The organism is Neorhizobium petrolearium (genome assembly GCF_017873175.1).
Classification (GTDB): domain Bacteria; phylum Pseudomonadota; class Alphaproteobacteria; order Rhizobiales; family Rhizobiaceae; genus Neorhizobium; species Neorhizobium petrolearium.
Genome location: NZ_JAGGJW010000001.1, coordinates 513,853 through 535,639 on the forward strand (window position 1 = coordinate 513,853; position 21,787 = coordinate 535,639).

Annotated in this window: 21 protein-coding genes; 15 read left to right on the forward strand and 6 right to left on the reverse strand. The window is 62.1% G+C overall.

The genetic code is table 11. The annotated features are described in order from the left end of the window. Window positions 1-52: 52 nt before the first annotated feature. On the reverse strand, window positions 53-349 hold the full coding sequence (gene groES / locus J2046_RS02650; RefSeq protein WP_210049167.1) for a co-chaperone GroES: 297 nt from the start codon (window positions 347-349) through the stop codon (window positions 53-55). Window positions 350-658: 309 nt separating this feature from the next. Here groES and J2046_RS02655 point away from each other — a divergent pair, with 309 nt between their 5' ends. Both J2046_RS02655 and J2046_RS02660 read left to right on the forward strand, forming a co-directional pair. Beyond that, window positions 659-1,507, forward strand: a complete 849-nt coding sequence (locus J2046_RS02655) for a TIGR01459 family HAD-type hydrolase (RefSeq protein WP_210049170.1) — start codon at window positions 659-661, stop codon at window positions 1,505-1,507. Between the two features lie 16 nt (window positions 1,508-1,523). Beyond that, window positions 1,524-2,504 carry a bifunctional riboflavin kinase/FAD synthetase gene (locus J2046_RS02660; RefSeq protein ID WP_210049172.1) on the forward strand — a complete coding sequence of 327 codons (981 nt, stop codon included), beginning with the start codon at window positions 1,524-1,526 and terminating at the stop codon, window positions 2,502-2,504. A gap of 26 nt (window positions 2,505-2,530) precedes the next feature. On the opposite strand, the gene J2046_RS02665 is transcribed toward J2046_RS02660, so the two are convergent. Further along, complete coding sequence (locus J2046_RS02665) at window positions 2,531-3,187, reverse strand: TetR/AcrR family transcriptional regulator (protein WP_210049182.1); 657 nt, start codon at window positions 3,185-3,187, stop codon at window positions 2,531-2,533. Window positions 3,188-3,405: 218 nt separating this feature from the next. Here J2046_RS02665 and J2046_RS02670 point away from each other — a divergent pair, with 218 nt between their 5' ends. From J2046_RS02670 to J2046_RS02680, 3 genes are all read left to right on the forward strand, one after another. Continuing rightward, on the forward strand, window positions 3,406-4,305 hold the full coding sequence (locus J2046_RS02670; RefSeq protein ID WP_233469474.1) for an MBL fold metallo-hydrolase: 900 nt from the start codon (window positions 3,406-3,408) through the stop codon (window positions 4,303-4,305). A 317-nt stretch (window positions 4,306-4,622) separates the two neighbouring features. After that, a complete protein-coding gene (gene ileS, locus J2046_RS02675) occupies window positions 4,623-7,574 on the forward strand; it encodes an isoleucine--tRNA ligase (protein WP_210049186.1) in 2,952 nt (983 codons plus the stop codon). A 133-nt stretch (window positions 7,575-7,707) separates the two neighbouring features. Continuing rightward, on the forward strand, window positions 7,708-8,337 hold the full coding sequence (locus J2046_RS02680) for a hypothetical protein (protein ID WP_210049188.1): 630 nt from the start codon (window positions 7,708-7,710) through the stop codon (window positions 8,335-8,337). Between the two features lie 15 nt (window positions 8,338-8,352). Here the strand turns inward: J2046_RS02680 and J2046_RS02685 are convergent, their stop codons facing one another. Then, entirely contained in the window at window positions 8,353-8,808 is a 456-nt protein-coding gene (locus J2046_RS02685; RefSeq protein WP_210049190.1) for a nucleoside deaminase, read from the reverse strand. 151 nt (window positions 8,809-8,959) lie between these two features. Here J2046_RS02685 and J2046_RS02690 point away from each other — a divergent pair, with 151 nt between their 5' ends. Genes J2046_RS02690 through J2046_RS02700 form a run of 3 tightly spaced genes read left to right on the forward strand, consistent with a single transcriptional unit; the run spans window position 8,960 to window position 12,462 of the window. Beyond that, the gene (locus J2046_RS02690) at window positions 8,960-10,993 is read left to right on the forward strand and encodes a pseudouridine synthase (protein WP_210049192.1); all 2,034 of its coding nucleotides are present in this window, start codon (window positions 8,960-8,962) and stop codon (window positions 10,991-10,993) included. Window positions 10,994-10,999: 6 nt separating this feature from the next. Continuing rightward, window positions 11,000-11,560 carry a 16S rRNA (guanine(966)-N(2))-methyltransferase RsmD gene (gene rsmD / locus J2046_RS02695; protein ID WP_210049199.1) on the forward strand — a complete coding sequence of 187 codons (561 nt, stop codon included), beginning with the start codon at window positions 11,000-11,002 and terminating at the stop codon, window positions 11,558-11,560. A 23-nt stretch (window positions 11,561-11,583) separates the two neighbouring features. After that, a complete protein-coding gene (locus J2046_RS02700; RefSeq protein ID WP_210049201.1) occupies window positions 11,584-12,462 on the forward strand; it encodes a patatin-like phospholipase family protein in 879 nt (292 codons plus the stop codon). Between the two features lie 5 nt (window positions 12,463-12,467). Here J2046_RS02700 and J2046_RS02705 read toward each other — a convergent pair whose 3' ends face one another. Then, window positions 12,468-13,070 carry an NAD(P)H-dependent oxidoreductase gene (locus J2046_RS02705; RefSeq protein ID WP_210049203.1) on the reverse strand — a complete coding sequence of 201 codons (603 nt, stop codon included), beginning with the start codon at window positions 13,068-13,070 and terminating at the stop codon, window positions 12,468-12,470. A gap of 86 nt (window positions 13,071-13,156) precedes the next feature. Here J2046_RS02705 and J2046_RS02710 point away from each other — a divergent pair, with 86 nt between their 5' ends. Further along, window positions 13,157-13,756, forward strand: a complete 600-nt coding sequence (locus J2046_RS02710) for a TetR/AcrR family transcriptional regulator (RefSeq protein WP_210049205.1) — start codon at window positions 13,157-13,159, stop codon at window positions 13,754-13,756. A 40-nt stretch (window positions 13,757-13,796) separates the two neighbouring features. Here J2046_RS02710 and J2046_RS02715 read toward each other — a convergent pair whose 3' ends face one another. Further along, window positions 13,797-15,605: a monovalent cation:proton antiporter-2 (CPA2) family protein gene (locus J2046_RS02715; RefSeq protein WP_210049207.1), complete on the reverse strand. Its 1,809-nt coding sequence runs from the start codon at window positions 15,603-15,605 to the stop codon at window positions 13,797-13,799. 112 nt (window positions 15,606-15,717) lie between these two features. On the opposite strand from J2046_RS02715, the gene J2046_RS02720 reads away from it, so the two are divergent. From J2046_RS02720 to lpxK, 6 genes are all read left to right on the forward strand, one after another. After that, window positions 15,718-17,064, forward strand: a complete 1,347-nt coding sequence (locus J2046_RS02720) for a TldD/PmbA family protein (protein WP_210049209.1) — start codon at window positions 15,718-15,720, stop codon at window positions 17,062-17,064. A 5-nt stretch (window positions 17,065-17,069) separates the two neighbouring features. Then, window positions 17,070-17,870 (forward strand): 3'(2'),5'-bisphosphate nucleotidase CysQ, encoded by an 801-nt coding sequence (locus tag J2046_RS02725; RefSeq protein WP_210049218.1) that lies wholly within the window; start codon window positions 17,070-17,072, stop codon window positions 17,868-17,870. Window positions 17,871-17,930: 60 nt separating this feature from the next. Then, complete coding sequence (locus J2046_RS02730; RefSeq protein WP_210049220.1) at window positions 17,931-18,173, forward strand: DUF4170 domain-containing protein; 243 nt, start codon at window positions 17,931-17,933, stop codon at window positions 18,171-18,173. Window positions 18,174-18,358: 185 nt separating this feature from the next. Next, window positions 18,359-19,693, forward strand: a complete 1,335-nt coding sequence (waaA, locus tag J2046_RS02735; RefSeq protein WP_210049221.1) for a lipid IV(A) 3-deoxy-D-manno-octulosonic acid transferase — start codon at window positions 18,359-18,361, stop codon at window positions 19,691-19,693. Continuing rightward, the gene (locus tag J2046_RS02740) at window positions 19,690-20,421 is read left to right on the forward strand and encodes an HAD family hydrolase (RefSeq protein ID WP_210049236.1); all 732 of its coding nucleotides are present in this window, start codon (window positions 19,690-19,692) and stop codon (window positions 20,419-20,421) included. The genes waaA and J2046_RS02740 overlap by 4 nt, the downstream gene beginning before the upstream one ends. A gap of 83 nt (window positions 20,422-20,504) precedes the next feature. Then, window positions 20,505-21,548 carry a tetraacyldisaccharide 4'-kinase gene (gene lpxK, locus J2046_RS02745; protein ID WP_210049238.1) on the forward strand — a complete coding sequence of 348 codons (1,044 nt, stop codon included), beginning with the start codon at window positions 20,505-20,507 and terminating at the stop codon, window positions 21,546-21,548. Here the strand turns inward: lpxK and J2046_RS02750 are convergent. Continuing rightward, the gene (locus J2046_RS02750) at window positions 21,545-21,778 is read right to left on the reverse strand and encodes a DUF2093 domain-containing protein (protein ID WP_210049240.1); all 234 of its coding nucleotides are present in this window, start codon (window positions 21,776-21,778) and stop codon (window positions 21,545-21,547) included. The genes lpxK and J2046_RS02750 overlap by 4 nt on opposite strands. Window positions 21,779-21,787 lie beyond the last annotated feature (9 nt).

Sequence of the window (21,787 nt, forward strand, 5' to 3'; positions counted from 1 at the left end):
AGAACTCCTGAAACGGGTGTCAGAGAATTTCGGAAAGCACGACCGGCTGAAATCAGCCGATGATGCCCATGATGTCGGTTTCCTTCATGATCAGAAGGTCTTCGCCGTTGATCTTGACTTCCGTGCCGGACCACTTGCCGAAGAGAACGCGGTCGCCGACCTTGACGTCGAGCGCGGCGATCTTGCCGGAATCGTCGCGGGCGCCGGGGCCGACGGCGACGATTTCGCCTTCAGCGGGCTTTTCCTTGGCGGTGTCCGGAATGATGATGCCGCCTCTGGTCTTTTCTTCAGACTCGACGCGGCGAACGACGACGCGATCGTGCAGGGGGCGGAAATTGGTGCTTGCCATTGTCTAATCCCTCGATCAAATGACATTGACGGATCGCAAGATCCGTATCGCTTGGCTGTTGGCACTCACCTTGCGGGAGTGCTAACGAGGGTCGAGATAAGTGGGACCGGCGATTGAGTCAAGGATGAAGCTGAAATTTTAAAGGCGGTCCCGCCTGCCGGTTGAAAACAAGCTTAATGGATAAGCTGGGCCATGGTGCGGCGCAAAAATGACACCAGCGTGTCGTCGCGGCGCAACGGGAGCTTTTTGCTTGTAATCTTTTCGACGGTTTGCCATGTCACCGGTGACCTTGAGGCACAGGACGGACATATGGCGAAGCGTATCGACAGTTTGAGCGAAGTGATCGGCGGCTACGACGTCGTTCTTTCCGACGTCTGGGGCGTCGTGCACAATGGCGTCGATGCCTTCCAGCACTCCTGCAAGGCGCTTGCCGAGGCGCGGGAGACCGGCGCGACAGTGGTGTTGATCACCAATTCGCCGCGTCCGGCGCCGGGCGTCATCCAGCAGATGCGCTTGCTCGGCGTGCCGGATGGGACCTATGACCGTATCGTCACCTCCGGCGACGTGACGCGCCATCTGATTGCCGAAGGGCCGAAAAAGGTCTTTCTGCTCGGCCCCGAACGCGACATGCCGCTGTTCGACGGGCTCGACGTCGAGGCCGTTTCGGCAGAGGACGCGGATTGCATCGTCTGCACCGGTTTCTTCGACGACGAGAAGGAAGTGCCGGAGGACTACACCGACCTCCTGACCGCCTTCGTCAAGCGCGACGTGCCGTTCATCTGCGCCAACCCCGACCTCGTGGTCGAGCGCGGCCACCGCATCATCCCCTGCGCCGGTGCGGTTGCCGCCTATTACGAACAGCTCGGCGGCAAGACGCGCATTGCTGGCAAACCGCACCGGCCGATCTACGAGGCGACGCTTGCCGCCGCTCGCGAAGTGCGCGGCGATTTCCCGATGGACCGCGTGCTGGCGGTCGGCGACGGCATGCCCACCGACGTGCGCGGCGCGCTCGCATACGGGCTCGACCTGCTCTATATCAGCGGGGGTATCCATGTGGCGGAATACACCGTCAACGGCCGGACCGACGAGGCGATCCTCAATGCCTGGCTGAAATCGGAAAACGCCGCGCCGAAATACTGGATGCAGAGGCTTGCCTGAACCGGAAATCGCTTCGATGACCGTATTCCACCGCAACGAAAAGAAAGAACCGCTGCCCGAGGCGTTGAAGGGCGGCGTCATCGCCATCGGCAATTTCGACGGCGTGCATCGCGGCCATCGCAGCGTTCTCGAGCGCGCGTTGTCGCTTGCCGAAGAGCGCGGCGCACCCGCGCTGGTGCTGACCTTCGAGCCGCATCCACGCACCGTGTTCCGGCCCGAGGAACCCGTCTTCCGGCTAACGCCCGCGCCGCTGAAGGCGCGATTGCTGGAGGCCATGGGCTTTCAGTCGGTGATCGAATATCCCTTTACCAGGGAATTCGCGACGCGCTCGGCGGAAGAATTCATCCGGACGATCCTGGTCGACTGGCTGCATGCCGGCGCAGTCGTCACCGGCTTCGATTTCCATTTCGGCAAGGGCAGGGAGGGCGGCCCGGCCTTCCTGATGGCCTCGGGAGAGCGGCACGGGTTCGCGGTGTCGCTGGTCGATGCCTTCCGGGATGAAAATGCCGAGGTGATCTCGTCGAGCCGCATCCGGGCTCTGCTGGGGGAAGGCGACGTCACCGGTGCGGCAGGTCTTCTCGGCTATCGCTACACGGTCGAGGCGGAGGTGATCGGCGGCAAAAAGCTCGGCCGGCAGCTCGGCTTCCCGACCGCCAACATGCAGTTGTCCCCGGAAGCAGAGCTGAAGGCAGGCATCTATGCCGTACGGTTCCGCCGCCCCGACGGCACACTCCACGATGGCGTTGCAAGCTACGGGCGCCGTCCGACCGTGACGGAGAACGGCGCACCGTTGCTTGAAACCTATCTCTTCGATTTCTCCGACAGCCTCTATGGTGAAATCTGTTCCGTCTCCTTCTTCGGGCACCTGCGCGACGAGCTGAAATTCGATAGCCTCGACGCGTTGGTGGTGCAGATCAAACGCGACGAGGAGGAAGCGCAGGCACTGCTTTCCGGTGTCAGGCCGCTCGGGGAACTGGACGCGAAAATCGCATTCTGACGTCGTTTGGTGAAGAGGTCCGCAAGTCAGCTCGCAGTCGGCCTGCGCAGCAAATCCATTGTCGCCAGCATCGTCTGTTCGAGCATGTCCGGAAACTCCGGTGTTTCCAGGAAGAAGGGGCCGGGCTGGTTGATGATGGTGTTGTTGAGAACGCCGTACATCACTTGGAAGGCGAAGCGGATGCGGGCCTCATCGACGCGGGCATGATCGATAGACGGTTCGCGGGCAACCCGATCGAGAAAGGCATCGGTCAGCGCATGCACGTTCCGGCGGAAGGGTTCCCAGGCCTCTCCTGATTCCAGGCTGACCTTGAACGCGGAACGGAAGAAGGTTTTCTGCTCGATGTAGCGGGCGACTTGCGCTTGTGTCAGTTCAGCGAGAATACGGTTGAAGGTCGTCTCCCGCACAATGGCCTCGAGCATTGGCCCAGATTCCGCCGCAGCCGCGACCATGACCGCCTTGAAGAGCGTCAGCTTGTCGGGGAAGCGTGCGTAAAAGGCACCGGTCGAGCATTCGGCGGCGTTGCAGATATCGGCAACGCCGACCTCGTCGAAGGAAATCTTTCGCGCGATGCGCAGCCCTTCCTCGATCAGGCGATCGCGCAATTCACGGCTGCGCGACTGCTGGGCCGGAAGAACGCCAACTCGCGCCAGATCGTCATGCCAATTCGCTGTCGTTCTCAATATGCACCGCCTCTCCTCTATGAATTGCGTATCGTATTCTCGTTGTCCATCAGCTTAAAACAGAATGAGATTCTTATTCTGATTGATTCCTTGTTCGGCTGTTGTTAAATTTCGGCTCTCTGATCGGAGGGAGGAGAGAGATGGAGATTTCAAACAGCGGGCATGCATTCACTCGTCGGAATGTTCTTAACTTTGTCCTGGCAGCCGGTGCTTCAAGCATGTTTCCGATTGCCGCTCATGCCGAGGCGCCGGCAGTTCCCAAGGGGGCGAAACTTGTGCTGCTGGGCACCAAGGGCGGGCCGCGCGTGGGTGGAAATCGATCCAGCCCCGCCAATGCGCTGATCGTCGACGGCGTTACCTACATCATAGACACGGGCATGGGGGTAACGGCTCAGGTCGTGAAGGCGGGGATCGATCTTGCAAGCATCCGCACGATCCTTATTTCCCACATGCATTCGGACCATCAGCTCGAATTCGGCAATCTGGTCTACAATATCTGGGTATCCGGGGCACTGCGGCAGCCGATCGATGCCTATGGACCGGCCGGGCTTGAAGATATGGCAAGGGATTTCTGGCAGCTCAACCGTCTCGACGTCGCGACCAGGATGGAGGACGAGGGGCGTGCCGACCCGTCCAAGCTCCTGCGCGCCCACGATTTTACCAAAAAGAACGGACTGGTCATGCAGGATGAGCGCGTAAAAGTGACCGCCTTCACGACGCCCCACCCTCCGCTGGAAAATCTCGCCTACCGGTTCGAGACGCCGTATGGGGTCGTCGTTTATTCAGGTGACACCGCCTATAATCCGGCGCTGGCCGATTTCGCGCGCGATGCGGACGTGCTGGTGCACGAAGTCCTCTACCTTCCCGGCGTCGACGCCCTGGTGAAGCGAGCGAATGGCACCCCCGCTTTCCGCAAGCACATCGTCGAAAGCCACACGGCGGCTGAGCAGGTGGGGATGATCGCCGCACAGGCACGCGCGAAAAAACTCGTCCTCAGCCATTTCGGGCCTGGCGACATGGAGTGGATCACCGACGAAATGTGGCGTGCCGAAACCGCCACGCATTTTGGCGGGGAGATTGTCGTCGGACGCGACTTGCTCGAAATCCCGCTTGGCTGAACGCCATTGTTTCAGTCCTGTTCCTGTCCCGCCTGCCTTAACCGGGTGGGACAGGAGATAGGCGGGTCCGATATTTTGCCGAAGCCGGTCTTCATATTCCGGACCGACCCTCTTCCTTTTTTCGGCAAGAACACATAAACAACCGCCACTATGCAAAAATTTCGGCTGGCTCAGATCATACGAATTATCGGCCCGGCCTTCCGCGCGCTGTAAGAGCGGCCGGAGGGTCCGGGTTTTCGGCGCTTACGACAAGCGCCTTCCGCCACCGTGTTTTCATCGAGACGCGCCCCGTTGCGGCGCCAGAAACGATTGCCATCATGACCGATACCGCCGAAAAACTCGACTATTCGAAGACCCTCTATCTGCCCGAAACCGATTTCCCGATGCGCGCCGGCTTGCCGCAGAAGGAGCCGGAACTGGTTGCCCGCTGGCAGAAGATGGACCTTTACAAGAAGCTTCGCGCCTCTGCCGCCGGGCGCGAGAAATTCGTCCTGCACGACGGCCCGCCCTATGCCAACGGCAATATCCATATCGGCCACGCGCTGAACAAGATCCTCAAGGACGTCATCACCCGCTCGTTCCAGATGCGCGGCTATGACTCGAACTATGTGCCCGGATGGGACTGCCACGGCCTGCCGATCGAGTGGAAGATCGAGGAAGAGAACTATCGTTCCAAGGGCAAGGCAAAGCCCGATCTTTCCGAGCCTGCGGCGATGACCGAGTTCCGCCGCGAATGCCGCGCCTATGCGGAAAAATGGATCAAGGTGCAGGCAGGCGAATTCCAGCGCCTCGGCATCGTCGGCGATTTCGAGAACCCGTACCTGACGATGAATTTTCACGCCGAAGCGCGCATCGCCGGCGAGCTGCTGAAGATCGCCAAAAGCGGCCAGCTCTATCGCGGCTCGAAGCCGATCATGTGGTCGGTGGTCGAGCGCACCGCGCTGGCGGAGGCCGAGGTTGAGTATCAGGATTACGAGAGCGACACGATCTGGGTGAAGTTTCCCGTTGTAAGTGTTGGTGCGATTGACACGCCTGAAAAGGCTAAGTCGTACATGGATGATGTACGTGGATCCCATGTCGTTATCTGGACGACGACTCCATGGACCATCCCCGGCAACCGGGCGATCTCCTATTCGCCGAAGATCGCCTACGGTCTCTATGAGGTCACGGCGGCGGAAAACGACTTCGGGCCGCGTCCGGGCGAAAAGCTGATCTTTGCCGACAAGCTGGCCGAAGAAAGCTTCGCCAAGGCCAAGCTCCAGTACAAGCGTCTTCGCGATATCTCGGCCGACGAGATGGCGGCGATCACCTGCGCCCATCCCCTCAAGGGCCTCGGCGGCGGTTATGAATTCCCTGTGCCGCTGTTGGCCGGCGACCACGTCACCGACGATGCTGGTACCGGGTTCGTCCACACCGCGCCGAGCCACGGTCGTGAGGACTTCGAGGCCTGGACACATCATATCCGGGAGCTGGAAGCGCGCGGCATCGAGACGAAGATCCCGTTCCCGGTCGACGATTCCGGTACCTATACGACAGACGCTCCTGGTTTCGAGGGTGCGCGCGTCATGGACGACAACGGCAAGAAGGGCGATGCCAACGACCGCGTCATCAAGGCGCTGATCGAGAAGAACATGCTCTTCGCCCGCGGTCGCCTGAAGCACCAGTATCCGCATAGCTGGCGTTCCAAGAAGCCGATCATCTTCCGCAATACGCCGCAATGGTTCGTCTATATGGACAAGACGCTTGCCGACGGCACGACGCTGCGTGAGCGGGCGCTGAGGGCAATCGACGACACCCGTTTCGTGCCCGCTGCCGGCCAGAACCGCCTGCGCGCCATGATCGAGCAGCGCCCGGACTGGGTGCTGTCGCGCCAAAGGGCATGGGGCGTGCCGATCTGCGTCTTCGTCGACGAGCATGGCGAGGTTTTGGCTGACGAGGCCGTCAACCGGCGCATCCTCGATGCCTTCGAGGTGGAAGGCGCGGACGCATGGTTTGCCGAAGGCGCCAAGGAACGGTTCCTGGGCAATGGGCATGATCCGGCCAAGTGGACGCAGGTGATGGACATCCTCGACGTCTGGTTCGACTCGGGCTCCACCCACACCTTCACGCTGGAAGATCGCCCGGACCTGAAATGGCCGGCTGACGTCTATCTGGAAGGTTCCGACCAGCATCGCGGCTGGTTCCATTCCTCGCTTCTGGAATCGGCCGCCACCCGTGGCCGCGCGCCCTATGACACGGTCATCACCCATGGTTTCACCATGGACGAGAAGGGCCAGAAGATGTCGAAATCACTCGGCAATGTCGTGGCCCCGCAGGACGTCATGAAGGATGCCGGCGCCGATATCCTGCGCCTCTGGGTCATGACGACGGACTACTGGGAAGACCAGCGCCTTGGCAAGACGATCATCCAGACGAATGTCGATGCCTATCGCAAGCTCAGGAACACGATCCGCTGGATGCTTGGCACGCTCGCCCATGACAAGGGCGAGGAGATCGCCTATGCCGACCTGCCGGAACTCGAGAAGCTGATGCTGCATCGCCTGGCGGAACTGGATAAGCTCGTGCGTGAGGCTTACGACGCCTTCGAGTTCAAGAAGATTGCACGCGCGCTCATCGATTTCGCCAATGTCGAACTCTCGGCCTTCTATTTCGATGTGCGCAAGGATGCGCTTTATTGCGATGCGCCGTCATCGCTGCGCCGCCGTGCAGCACTCTCCGTCATCCGCAGGATCTTCGACTGCATGGTGACCTGGCTTGCGCCCATGCTGCCGTTCACCACGGAGGAGGCGTGGCTGTCGCGCAATCCGGGCGCGGTCTCCGTGCATCTCGAACAGTTCCCGGACGTTCCGGCCGAATGGCGCAATGACATGCTTGCCGAAAAATGGAACGCGATCCGCCGGGTCCGCTCCGTCGTCACCGGCGCGCTGGAGATCGAGCGCAAGGACAAGCGCATCGGTTCCTCGCTGGAAGCGGCTCCCGTCGTCCACGTCACCGATGCGGCGCTTCTGAAGGCGCTGGAGGGCCAGGATTTCGAGGAGATCTGCATCACTTCGGGCATCAAGATCGTGGCGGGCGAGGGGCCGGAAAGCGCCTTCCGGCTGCCGGAAGTTCCGGGCGTCGCCGTCGATCCGAAGCTCGCTGAAGGCGTAAAGTGCGCCCGCTCCTGGCGGGTGACGAAGGATGTCGGTTCCGATCCCGACTGGCCGGATGTCTCCGCACGCGACGCTGCGGCACTTCGCGAACTCGCAGCCCTCGGTCGCCTCGGTTGACCTGAAAAGCCGCCGGATGATTGCGCTTTGGCGCATCATCCGGTATTTCTGCCCGAAATTGGCCGGATTTTCCCGCCATCTGGGGTGCAAGTAGTCTCAGGCGTCGAGGACGGGCGCCGCTGGAAGGGTTTTGATGACAACGACATCTGCGTTTCGTGTCGGCATGGGCGTGGCCGGCATCCTCGCCTCGACCTTGACCCTTTCGGGCTGCCTTGGCAGCCCCACCTACGGCACCGACAAGACTGCCCTCGAGCAACTCACCGACGACCTTGGTTCGGCCGTTTCGATCGGTGGCAAGGAAGACGAAGCCAAGCGAAATCTGAAATACAATCCGCGCCCTTCGCTTGTCGTCGCCAAGGGCGATGCGGCTAACCTGCCGCCGCCACAGCAATCGCTTGCCAACCGCGAAAACAATCCGAACTGGGTCGAATCTCCGGAAGAAACGCGTAAGCGACTCCGCGAAGAGGCGGATGCAAACGCGAACAATCCGAGATATCAATCTCCCCTTATCACCGGCAAGGGCCAGGGCGGTCAGTTGACCGAATCCGAAAAGTGGGAGGCCTTCCGCAAGGCCAAGCAGGACGCCGAGACCGTTGACGTCTCTGCCCGCCGCCGTTCGCTTACCGAACCGCCTGCGGAGTTCCGTTCGGCGGATACGGCCAATCTGAGCGATCTTGGCGAGCCCGAACTCCAGAAGGAAAGGCGCCGCAAGAAGGAAGCCACGGAGGCAAAGAACTCCCGCGAATGGTGGAAGCTCTTCTGATTGCCGGCATGCCGGTCAACCCTCTCGCTTCGATCGGAAGAAACCGGTGAGCAGGCTTGCCGCCTCGGTTTCGCCAAGCCCGGAATAGACCTCCGGCGCATGGTGGCAGGTCGGTTGGCTGAAAAAGCGGACGCCGTTGTCGACCGCGCCGCCTTTCGGGTCTTCCGCGCCGTAGTAGAGACGGCGTATGCGGGCAAAAGAGATTGCCGCCGCGCACATGGTGCAGGGTTCGAGCGTCACGTAAAGATCGGCCCCGGCAAGCCGCTCCTGCCCGAGTGCTGCGGATGCATCGCGGATCACGGCCATCTCGGCATGGGCCGTGACATCGTTGTAGGCACGGGTGCGGTTTCCCGACCGGGCGATGATGACGCCGTCGAGCACCAGCACGGCGCCGACCGGAACCTCGCCGCGGGCTTCGGCATCCCGGGCTTCGGCGAGCGCTGTGTCCATGAAACCATCGGTATTGGCCATTTCAGGCGATTTCCTCTTAACCCGGATCGCGCGAACTGGTAGGAAGCATCCAACCGGAAGCCCGATTTGCGGGCCTAACACCACTTAAGTCAACACGAACAAGAATGTCCGGATCATCTCCGTCAGACATCACGCTTCAGGCAAACAACAAATGAATTCCAAAGACAAGCCGAAGCGCGGCGAAGGCAGAACTTTCGTTCGCGAAACCAAACCCAGATCGGCCCCGAAGGCGGCTGCCGGCAGCAAGGCCGCCAAGGGGGCAAGGAAAAACGCCGCGCCGAAAGCCTTTTCCGAAAAACCGGTAAAGGCAGCGCGCAAGCCCGCGCCGGCCGCAACGATATCCGCCGAGGCCGAAGGCAAGCCTGAGCGCATCTCCAAGCTCCTGGCGCGCGCCGGTGTTGCCTCCCGCCGCGATGTCGAGCGGATGATCATGGAGGGTCGGGTGAAGCTGAACGGTGAGCTTCTCGACACGCCCGTTGTCAATGCGACGCTTAACGACAAGATCGAGGTGGATGGCGTGCCGATCCGCGGGATCGAGCGCACCCGCCTCTGGCTCTATCACAAGCCGGCCGGCCTCGTGACCACCAATTCCGATCCGGAAGGCCGCCCGACCGTTTTCGACAACCTGCCGGAAGGTCTGCCGCGGGTGCTCTCGATCGGCCGACTCGACATCAACACGGAAGGCCTGCTGCTGCTCACCAATGACGGCGGCCTGTCGCGCGTCCTGGAATTGCCGACAACGGGCTGGCTGCGTCGATACCGCGTCCGCGCCCATGGCGAGGTCGATCAGGAAGCGCTCGACAAGCTCAAGGAGGGGATTGCCGTCGACGGCGTGCTCTATGGTTCGATCGATGCGACGCTGGACCGTGGCCAGGGTCACAATGTGTGGATCACCATGGGCCTTCGCGAAGGCAAGAACCGCGAGATCAAGAACGTTCTCGGCGCGCTTGGGCTCGAGGTCAACCGCCTGATCCGTATCTCCTATGGGCCGTTCCAGCTCGGTGATCTGCCCGAGGGCCAGGTGATCGAAGTGCGTGGCCGCATGCTGCGCGACCAGCTCGGGCCGCGCCTGATCGAGGAAGCCAAGGCGAATTTCGATGCGCCGCTCTACAACGACAGGGGCTCGGAAGACGACAAGCCGGTGCGCGCCGAACGGTCCGCCTCCGAACGGTCCGATTGGGCCGTAAAGCCGGAAAAGACGGAGCGCCCGCGAGCCGGCAAGCCGGAAGACAGGCGCGAGAAGGCACTCGGCCGGCTCGACACAAAGCGCGATGACCGCAAGTTTGCGGACAAGCCCCGCGGCGGCAAATCATTCGGCAACCGGGATCGGGACGAAGAGGAGCGCCCGAAGAAGCGTCCTCCGATGGGCACCAGCCGCACCGCCAATGTCTGGATGGCGCCGGGCGCCCGCCCCACGACGGACGGCAAGGCCCAAAAAATCTCCGCGCGTGCTGACGCCGAACGGCTGTTCAAGAAGCCTGCGCCCGAAAATGATCGCCGCGTCGTGGTGAACCGCGCCGACGATGACAACGACTGGATCCGCGCCGAGGCGCCGGCCCCCCGTCCGCGCGACGAAGAGGGCGGCGATTTCGGCCGCAAGCGTTCGTTTGGCGATCGGGCCGAACGGGGAGAGCGTTCCTTTGGTGACCGTCCGAGAGGCGACCGCAGGCCGCGCGAAGAGGGTGATCGCCCGCGCGGCGAACGCCCGTTTGGCGATAAGCCTCGTGGTGATCGCAAGCCACGCGAGGGCGGGGATCGCCCGGCCCGTTCTTTCTCGGGCGAGAGGCGCTCCGAGCATCCGCGTGGTGACCGTCCCTTTGGAGACCGTCCGGCGCGTGGCGAACGGTCCTTCGATAAGCCGAGGGGCGAACGCCGGCCTCGGGAGGATGGTGATCGTCCCGCACGATCCTTCTCCTCGGGCGAGGGGCGTGCCGAACGCACTCGCTCCGAACGTCCGCGCAGCGAGCGGCCCGCCGGCGACCGGCCTTTCGGCGACAAGCCGCGCGGCGGAAAACCGGCTGGCAAATCCTTCGGCGGCAAGCCGGCCGGCGCAGGTGGTTTTGCCGGAAAAGGCGCTGGCGGTCGTGGAAAGCCGGGCGGCGCCGGCAAACCTGGCGGTCGTCCGGGCGGTTCGCGTCCGGGCGGGGCAAGGTCCGGCAACAAGCCGCGTGGGCCAAAGGGGTGACGGACAGTGCGGATCGTAGGTGGTGAGTTTCGCGGCCGATCCTTGGCCACACCGAAAACCGATGCTATCCGGCCGACCATCGACCGGACACGCGAAAGCCTGTTCAACATCATCAGCCATGTCTATCCGGAGGCGCTGGACGGCACGCGGGTGATCGATCTCTTTGCCGGCACCGGCGCGGTCGGTCTCGAAGCCGTCTCGCGAGGCTGTCGTCATGCCCTGTTTGTCGAGAACGGCGTCGAAGGGCGGGGCCTGCTCTGGGAAAACATCGACAATCTCGGTTTGCATGGCCGCTCTCGTATCCTGCGCCGCGATGCTACGAAGCTTGGCGCGGTCGGCACGATGGAGCCTTTCCATTTCCTTTTCGCCGATCCGCCCTATGGTCAGGGTCTGGGCGATGCGGCCTTGCTCGCGGCCCACACGGGCGGCTGGCTGGTCCCTGGCGCCCTTGCGATCCTGGAGGAGCGTGCCGACGTGAAATCTGCGGTGGGTCCGGCCTTCAAACTGCTCGAAAGCCGCCTCTTCGGCGATACCCGCATGGATTTCTTCCGCTACCAGCCGATGTGAAAGAAAGGCGTGAGAGGAAAGGAATGAACGTCAAGCTTGCGCTTCCCGATGTCGAGTCTGCGGAACGGAAAAGCGGGCTGACCTTTGCGATCGCTTTCGGCGGAGGTGGCGCGCGGGGCATCTCGCATATCCAGATCATCGAGGCGCTCGACGAACTTGGTATCCGGCCGGTAGCGATCTCCGGTTCCTCGATCGGCGCGATCATGGGGGCCGGCATGGCGTCGGGCATGAAAGGCTGCGAGATCCGCAATTTTGCGCTGGAAACGATCGGCAATCGCGGTGTGCTGCTCAACAAGCTCTGGAGCCTCGGCCCGGCCACCATGCGCGATAAGCTCGGCGGCTTCCGCTTCGGCCACTTCAATCTCGAACTCATCCTGGATGCCTTCTTGCCACCTGATGTGCCGAAGGATTTCGCCGATCTCCACATCCCGATGAAGATTTCGGCCACCGATTATTACGGCCAGGCGGAGGTGGTGCTGGAGGAGGGCGAACTGCGCACGGCGATCGCAGCCTCGGCTGCCATTCCCGGCCTTTTCATGCCGGTGCGCGTCAACGGCCGGATCATGGTCGACGGCGGCGTCTTCAATCCCGTTCCCTACGAACATCTGATGGAGCTTGCCGACGTGGTGATCGGCGTCGATGTGGTCGGCGCGCCCGAAGGAGATGGTACCCATGCTCCGAGCCGCATCGACAGCCTGTTCGGCGCCAGCCAACTCACCATGCAGGCGACTATCGCGCTCAAGCTGAAGCTCAATCCGCCGCAGATTTTCCTGCGGCCCTCGGTCAACCGGTTCCGGGTGCTGGATTTCCTGAGAGCCCGCGAAATCCTGGAGGAATCCGAGGGCGTGAAGGACGACTTGAAGCGCGCCATCGACGCGCTTCACGCAGCGATTGAGGCCTGAGATCGCTAGGCGGCCTGGGACATCTTCTTCCTGAAAAGATTGCAGCCAATGGTGCGCGCGGTCTGTAATCGCTGATCTTCTCCTTCCCGCTGCTCCAGCAAAAGCTCCGAAGTCACCACCCTGGCGCCGCAATAGTCGAAAATTCCATGGTCGATTTGCGTTTTCATGGCACCGAAATAACCATGCCTCGCATAGGTGCGCATGTCGGCTCCGCCGATGGCCGCCAGATGGACAGGGAGCCGCTGAAGTTTTTTGACGAGCTTCAGATCGGCGCCTTCGTCATAGGCCCAGCCATTGCTGAAGACGCGGTCGATCCACCCCTTCAGCAGTCCCGGCATCGACCACCAATAGACGGGATAGACCAGTACAAGCGCATCGGCGCGATTTATTCTCGCCTGTTCGGCGATGACGTCAGCGGAAGCCGCCATCTCGCGACGATGGACCGCCAGATCGACTGTCGTAAACCGGGGATCGAAGCCTTCGGCCGCGAGGTCGGCGATCTCGAAAGAATTGGCCGGATCGCAGGCGATACCGTGTCCGATATGGGCAGCGACATTATGGGTGAGGGAACCTGGCTCGGGATGCGCGACGACGATAAGGGCATGCATGTCGGGTACTCCTGATGAGCTTGCTGTGGAGGTCTGGAGATTATATACTTTTAGTAAGTTACTTTTGGTATATAGTGAAGTCAAGCATGGAAGAGCAAACCACCCGCCGTCCACGCCAGCGCCTCACGCGCGAGGCCCGGCATCGTCAGCTTCTCGATGTGGCATGGAAAATTGCCCGAGACGAGGGGACCGATGCCTTGACCCTGGGTCGTCTGGCCGAAGGCGCGGGGGTCGCCAAGCCAGTTGTATACGATCATTTCGCCACACGTCCGGATTTGCTGATAGCTCTCTACCAGGAGTTCGATGTGCGCCAGACCGCCGTTATGGACGCTGCATTGGAGAAGGGCGAAGCCGACTTGACCGACCGCGCTCGAGTGATCGCCTCCTCCTATGTGGAATGCGTCCTGCAGCAGGGGCGTGAAATACCGGGCGTCATCGCCGCCCTTGCCGGTTCCCCGGAGCTTGAAAAGATCAAGCGCGATTACCAGGCTGTCTTCATGGAGAAGTGCCGGGCTGTTCTTGCCCCCTTTGCGAAGGCGGGCACTATCAGGTCGGCTGGTTTATGGAGCATGCTTGGCGCGGCAGAGGCTCTTTCCCACGCTGCTGCGACCGGTGAGATCACGCCGTCGCAGGCCAAAGAGGAACTCCTCGCAACGATCGTCGCGATGGCCGAGCGCAATAAGTAGCGCCGGCTTGCGTGGGAAGAACAGAGGCGGCCGACCTGCTCTAGCTGGTCTCCGCCACCGCCGGCTCCGAACCCATCTCTTCCATGACCGGTGCCCGCTTCGGCTTGATGAGCGGCTCCGGCCGAACCGGGCTGTTGAAGAGCATCTCGCGGCCGGCGCCGAGCCCCTGGACGGCCTGGATCTGCAGCCGTTCTTCATCGCGACGGCGGATATCATCGCCGATCTCCTCCGCCTCGTTTTCAGACATGCCGAGCGCCTCCAGCGTCCGGCGGCCGAAGAGAAGACCGGATTCCAGCGTCTCGCGCAGTTCGTATTCGATATTCCGGGCTCGAAGCGACAAGGAGTGAATACGGTCGTAAGAGCGCACGAAGAGGCGCACGTCAGGGAATTCCGAGCGAATCAGATCGACGATCCGGTCGGTCGTCTCGCGCTTCTGGGTGGTGACCGCGACGACTTTTGCCCGCTCTATGCCCGAGGCGATCAGCACGTCGCGGCGCGTGCCGTCGCCGAAATAGATCCGGAAGCCGAACGATGCCGCCTGACGGATGCGGTCGGCGGAATCGTCGATGACGGTGACCTCGCGACCGCCGGCAAGAAGGATCTGCGCGGCGATCTGGCCGAGACGCGAGAAGCCGATCATCAGCACGTCGGCGTCTGCCCCGTCGAAATCCTCCTCTAGTTCCTCGCGCGTTTCACCGCTGAGGAAACGCTTGGAAAGTGCCGCGCCGAGCGGCGTGAACGCCATGGAGAGGGTTACGACGGCAATGAGCAGCGAAGCGGTCGCGGAGGAGAGGAGGCCCGCGGCAGTCGCTGTCGTAAAAAGCACGAAACCGAATTCACCACCCTGCGGCAGCAGGAAGGCGATCCTGACGGCATCGTTGTGCGACGATCCCCAGAGGCGGCACAGCCCGTAGACGATCAGCGCCTTGACAGCCATGAAGATTGGCACTGCCGGCAGGATGAAGAGGATATTGTCCAGGATGACGTGGACTTCGAGCGACAGGCCGACCGCCATGAAGAAGAGCGCCAGCAGCAGGCCGCGGAATGGTTCGATATCCGCTTCCAGCTCATGCCTGTAGGAGGATTCGGCAAGCATCACGCCGGAGAGGAAGGCTCCCATCGCCATGGAAAGGCCGGCAGCCTGCATGGCCGTGGCTGATCCGAGCACCACGAGGAGTGCGGCGGCGATCATAACCTCCCTCGCCCCCGTGCGGGCGATCACCTGGAACATCGGAGTGAGCAGATAGCGGCCGGCAAGTACCATGGCGCCGACGGCGGCAACGGCCACGGCGAAGTCGACGAGTGGCGTTGCTTCCGCTTCCGTCGTCCCAGGGGCCAGAATCGTGATCAGCGCCAGAAGCGGCACGATGGCGAGATCCTGGAAAAGCAGTACGGAGAAAGACCGCTGGCCATAGCGGCTGTTCATGTCGCCTTCATCGTTCAAGATCTGCAATGCGAAGGCGGTCGAGGAGAGTGCCAGACCGAAACCGATGATGAGGCTACCGCGCCAGTCTGCCATGTTGGTGAAATAGGCAAGCATCATCAGCACGAGACCGGTCAGTACCACCTGTGCCGGGCCGAGTCCGAAGACGTCGCCGCGCATTTGCCAGAGCCGCGAGGGCTTCAGTTCAAGCCCGATGATGAACAGCAGGAAGACGACACCGAACTCGGAGAAGTGCAGCACTTCTTCAGCATCGATAATCTGCTGCAGCACCGGTCCGATGACCACGCCCGCAGCAAGATAACCGAGCACCGTACCCAGTCCGAGCTTTTTGAACAGCGGTGCGGCGAGGACCGCTCCAGCCAAAAGCAGAAGAATTTGGGAAAGCAGGGAGCCGGGTGCGGTCATGCGAGACACTTTCGGAGTTCGGCAGGCATTGGTCCTCTCAAGAATCGGCGAGTCGCCCTTGATGCTTCTGACAGTGCACAATAAATGGGACGAGAATGAAAGGCTTGCAATCATGACCTCCCAAATCGATTCCGCCGCTCTGCTTTCCCGCGCCAGCGAACTCATCGATCTAGCCAGGGCCGCGGGGGCGGATCAGGCGGATGCAGTGGTCGTGCGCTCCCGCTCCCGCTCCGTCAGTGCCCGACTGGGCAAGGTGGAGGGAACGGAAGCCTCCGAAAGCGATGATTTTTCGCTTCGCGTCTTCATTGGCAAAAGGGTTGCCAGTGTTTCGGCCAATCCCGGCTTCGACATGAAGACGCTCGCTGAACGCGCCGTCGCCATGGCGAAGGTGTCGCCCGAAGACCCCTTCGCCTGCCTGGCGGATGAGAAGGACCTTGCAAAATCCTACCCCGATCTCGATCTTTTCGACAGCACGGATGTTCCGACCGAGGCATTGCGGGAGGCGGCGCTCGAAATGGAGCAGGCGGCGCTCGACGTCCCGGGCGTCACCAATTCCTCCGGTGCTGGAGCCTCCGCAGGCATGGGCGGTCTCGTGCTTGTCACCTCGCACGGCTTTTCCGGCAGCTATATGGCGAGCCGCTTCGGTCGATCCGTCAGCGTGATCGCCGGCGAGGGCACGAAGATGGAGCGCGACTACGATTTCGACAGCCGCCTCTATGCCGCCGATCTCGATGATCCGAAGCTGATCGGTCGCCGCGCCGGCGAGCGGGTGGTCAAGCGCGTCAATCCCCGCCAGGTGGAAACCGGCAGCAATATTACCATTGTCTTCGATCCACGCATCGCCCGTGGTTTCGTCGGCCATATCGCAGGCGCCATCAATGGCGCGTCCGTGGCGCGCAAGACGAGTTTCCTGCGCGACAGGATGGGCCAGCAGGTGCTGAAGGCTGGACTGAACATCACCGATGATCCGCTCGTCGTCCGGGGCGCCTCCTCGCGTCCTTTCGACGGGGAGGGCGTGACGGGCGAGCGCATGGTGATGATCGAGGACGGCGTGCTGAAGCATTGGTTCCTCTCGACCTCGACGGCCCGCGAGCTCGGACTTGCGACCAACGGCCGTGGGGTGCGGGGCGGCACGGCGGTGACGCCCGCCTCGACCAACCTCGCGCTGGAACCCGGCGACATTTCCCCCGAGGACCTGATCAGGTCGGTCGGCAACGGTTTTTACGTGACGGAACTGATCGGCCAGGGCGTCAACATGATCACCGGTGAATACAGCCGCGGCGCGACCGGCTTCTGGATCGAGAACGGTGAGCTCGCCTATGCCGTTTCGGAAGTGACGATCGCCTCCAATCTCAAGGACATGTTCATGCGGATCACGCCGGCAAACGATATCGACCGCAAGTTCGGCGTGGCTTCCCCGACGCTCGCCATCGAGGGCATGACACTGGCGGGACGGTGATCCCGATGAGCACTGCTGAGCATTGGGAGGAAGACCTCGACCTCATCCTCCATGCGGCGCGGCAGGCCGGCGAGGTTGCCTATGGCTTCTTCGGCCAGGCGCCTGAAGTCTGGTGGAAGAACGAGGGCAGGTCTCCGGTCAGTGCCGCGGATTTCGCCGCCAATGACCGTCTCGAAAGCCTGCTCCGGAAAGCACGGCCGGACTACGGCTGGCTGTCCGAGGAGACGGATGACGACGTCGCCCGTCTGTCCTGCGAGACGCTTTTCGTTGTCGATCCGATCGACGGCACCCGCGCCTTCATCAATGGTGAGAAGACTTGGTGCGTCTCGGTTGCCGTCGTCCACCGGGGCCAGCCGGTCGCGGGCGTATTGGTCGCGCCGGCGCTGAACGAGGAATTTTCCGCGGTCAAGGACGGCCCGGCGCTCAAGAACGATGATCCGATCACCGTTAGCGTCGGGCACGCCGATAACAAGCTGGTGATCGCGGCGGACGAGGCCCTCGTCAAGAAATTCGATCCGGCCTTCCGCGAGATGGTGCATCGTGTGGGGCACATCCCGTCGCTGGCCTATCGGCTGGCCATGGTGGCGGATGGCCGGATCGACGGCACGATCGTCAGGCGCAACTCCCACGATTGGGACCTCGCCGCAGCCGATCTGGTCGTCGAACGTGCCGGCGGGCGTCTCGTCGATCTTGACGGCAGACGGCTTGTCTACAACCGGACCGATGTCCGCCACGAAATGCTGGTTGCCGGTGCCGAAAGGGCGGTTCGTGATCTGCTGCCGAAGGTCGCCGGCGGAGCGGGTTGACGTTTCTTCGAGAATGCCGCAGAGGAGGGGCCGGGGAGCTGAAACGGACGGATATCGACAATGACGGAAACGGGCGAAAACAAACAACTTCTGCATCTGGTCTTCGGCGGCGAGCTCAAGAACCTTGAAGGCGTGGAATTCAAGGATCTTTCGAAGCTCGATATCGTTGGCATTTACCCCGACTATGCAAGCGCGCTTACCGCATGGCGGTCGAAGGCGCAGCAGACGGTCGATAATGCCGAAATGCGCTATTTCATCGTTCATATGCACCGGTTGCTGGACCCCGGCGTCAAGCCTGTCTGAGATAAGCCGCACTCTCCAAGGAGCTGGCTCCGGGCCGCATCCGAATACAAGTCCTCCGCCTGACGACGCCCCTGCGAGGACCCCATTTTGACGCATTTGTAAAACACAAGAAATTGGGCTACGGATTACGAAATAAGAGGGGTTGTCATATTGACGGCGGTCACGATCGATCGGGTGCAGGTACTATGAGCAGTGGCTTGGCGCGCACGGCTCTTTTCAGCTATCGGCTGGCTGGTATCTTGCTCTATCCGCTGGTAGGCCCCTATCTCAGCTACCGCGCTATCAAGGGCAAGGAAGACCGCAGCCGCCGGCTGGAGCGGCTGGGTTATGCGAGCCTTCCCCGTCCGCGGGGGCCGCTCGTCTGGATGCACGCCGCAAGTGTGGGAGAGACAATCGCCATCATGCCGCTGATCCGCGAGCTGCGGCGCCGCGAAATCCATATCCTGCTCACCACCGGCACCGTGACTTCCGCTAACCTCGTCCAGTCGCGCCTTGCCGACGAGGTCATCCATCAATACGTGCCGCTCGACGTGAAATTTCCGATCAAGCGCTTCGTCGCCTACTGGAAGCCGGATGCCTGCATTACGGCGGAATCCGAAATCTGGCCGACGACGGTCTCCGAACTCGCCCGCCGCTATATCCCTCAGATCCGCGTCAACGCCCGCATCTCCGACCGTTCCTTCGAACGCTGGCGCAACTATGGCTCGATTGCCGAGGCGCTGTTCGAAAAGATGGCCCTGGTCGTGGCTCAGTCTGACCTCGATGCGGAACGATTTCGCGACCTCGGCGCCTGGCCGGTCATCGTTTCCGGGAACCTGAAAAGCGATACGGATCCGCCCCCTTGCGACGAGACCCTGCTGGCTCGTTATCGCAAGGAGATCGGTGACCGCCAGACCTGGGCGGCGATCTCCACCTTCGATGGCGAGGAGCAGGCGGTCGCGACCGTCCATCGTGCGCTGAAACCGAAGAATGGCCAGTTGACCATTCTCGTGCCGCGGCATCCCGATCGTGCCGATGCGATCGAAAGCATGCTGAAAGAGGCGGGGTTGACTGTCGCGCGTCGTTCGCGCAACGATCCTCTGACGCCGGAGACCGATATTTTCCTCGGCGATTCCATTGGCGAGATGGGGCTTTACCTGCGGCTCACCGAAATCGCCTTCGTCGGCAAGTCGCTTGCCGCGGCTGAGGGCGGCCAGAATCCGCTGGAGCCGGCCATGCTGGGTTGCGCAGTGCTTTCCGGTCCGCATATCCAGAATTTCCGCGACGCCTACCAGCACCTCGTGCGCAAGGGCGGAGCCCGTATCGTCCGGGATGTCGAAATGCTGGCCAAGGCCGTTCACTATCTGATGATCAACGACCTCGCCCGCCGCAAGATGGTCGATTCGGGCTATGATGCGATGGAAGAGATGCGCGGCGCCCTTTCGAAGACGGTCAAGGCATTGGAACCCTACATCAATCCGCTGACAGTAAGTGCCCGGCTACAGCCGAAAGCAGCAACGGCTGCCGCCGCCGTCCGATGAACACCGGAAAGTTCACAGGGATAGCCGGCATCCTGTTCGACAAGGACGGGACGCTGTTGCGTTACGATGAAAGCTGGGGACCGGTAAACCGTGAGGCTGCCCGCATCGCATCCGCCGGCAATGCCGAACTCGAACCGCAGCTTCTGTTCTCCGGCGGCATGGATCCCGTATCCGGCCATACACGGCCGGACAGCCTGCTTGCTGCCGGCAATGCGGCCGAGATCGCCGCAGGTTTCGTCTCTGCCGGTTCGCCCGTCGATGTTGCGGAACTGACCCGGTTACTCGATGATTTGTTTATCCGTTCGGCCGAATTTTCGGTGCCGGTCACCGATCTTGCCAGCCTCTTCTCCCGATTGAAGGCGCGGGGTTACAAGCTGGGGGTCGCCTCGAGCGACAACGAGAAGGCGATCCACCAGACCGCCATCCGTTTCGGGTTCATCGAGTATTTGGATTTCATTGCCGGTTACGATAGTGGCCATGGCGTGAAACCGGAGCCCGGCATGCTGCTTGGCTTCTGCCGTTCGGTCGGCCTCGATCCCGACCGCGTTGCCATGGTCGGCGACAACAATCACGACATGCACATGGGCAAGCAGGCCGGCGTCGGCCTCAACGTTGCGGTCATGACGGGCACCGGTTCCCGCGAGACGCTGTCGGCGACCGCCGACATCTGCCTCGACGATATCACTGCACTGGAGGCGCTTCTGCCCGACCAGGCCGGAGCATTCTAACCTCCGCCGGGGCTTGCCTTTTCTGGGAAATTCCCATCTTCTTCGCGGCTGTTTCAGGACGGATCATCCGGAGAGCGTAGCGCATGGTAACGGAAGCACCGCCATTCTGGTGGACGAAAGCGGATTGGCGTGCCTGGGGCCTTTCCCCCTTTTCCTTCCTTTATGGCTGGATCGCCGGGCGCCGCATGGCGCGCGCGCGCCGGGCCAGCGTGCCGGTGCCGGTACTCTGTGTCGGCAATTTCACCGTCGGCGGTGCGGGCAAGACGCCGACAGCGATTGCGCTTGCCCGTGCGGCAAGGGAAAAAGGGCTGAAACCCGGGTTCCTGAGCCGTGGTTATGGCGGTTCGCTTGACGTGACGACCGTGGTCGATCCCGCTCACCACAGAGCCGAAGCGGTCGGTGACGAAGCGCTGCTCCTGTGCCGCGAGGCGCTGACCGTCATTTCCCGCACCCGCGTCGACGGTGCCCGCAAGCTGGTGGAGGAAGGCGTCGACCTCATCATCATGGACGATGGTTTCCAGAGCGCGCGCCTTGCACTCGATTTCGCGCTCGTCGCCATCGACACGATGCGCGGCATCGGTAACGGCCATCTCGTGCCGGGCGGGCCGGTGAGGGCGCCGATCGCCGAACAGATGCGCCAGCTCTCGGCGATCCTCAAGGTCGGAACCGGAGCGGCGGCCGACAAGCTGGTGCGCCAGGCGGCGCGCGCCGGCAAGCAGGTCTATGTTGCGGCGTTGAAGCCGCGAGAGGCCCCGGAGATCGCCGACAGGCCGCTGCTTGCCTTCGCCGGCATTGCCGACCCCGAGAAGTTCTACCGTACGGTCAAACAGATCGGTGGACGGATCATGATCGAACGGGCTTTCCCGGATCACCATTATTTCAGCGAGGACGAGATCGCCGACCTCTTGGATGATGCCGCGAAGGAGAATCTGACGCTCGTCACGACTGCCAAGGACGCGGTACGGCTTGCCGGTCACCACGGCCGCATGGAGGAGTTGGCTCAGAAGGCGAAAGTGGTCGAGGTCGACATGACCTTCGACGATCCGCAGGCGCCGGGCAAGATGATCGATACGGCGATCGCCAATTTCCGCGAGCGGCGGTTGAGGGAAAATTCAGCGAAAGCCTAGGCGCGGCTCTGGTTCGGCAGGGCGCCGGCGCGTTTTTCAGCTTCGAGCGAGGCAGTGCAATCGACATATGGCTCCTGCCGCGCGACGCTCCAGTAGCGCAGTTCGTCGATCGGGATCTGCGCGCCTGTCATGGCACATACGACGTAGGAGCCTGCAGCGAGAATCTGGTAGTCGCCGTCGAGATACCGGATTTTGGCCTCGCGATAGCCGCTGCCTTCGAACCGGTTCATCTGTCGTCT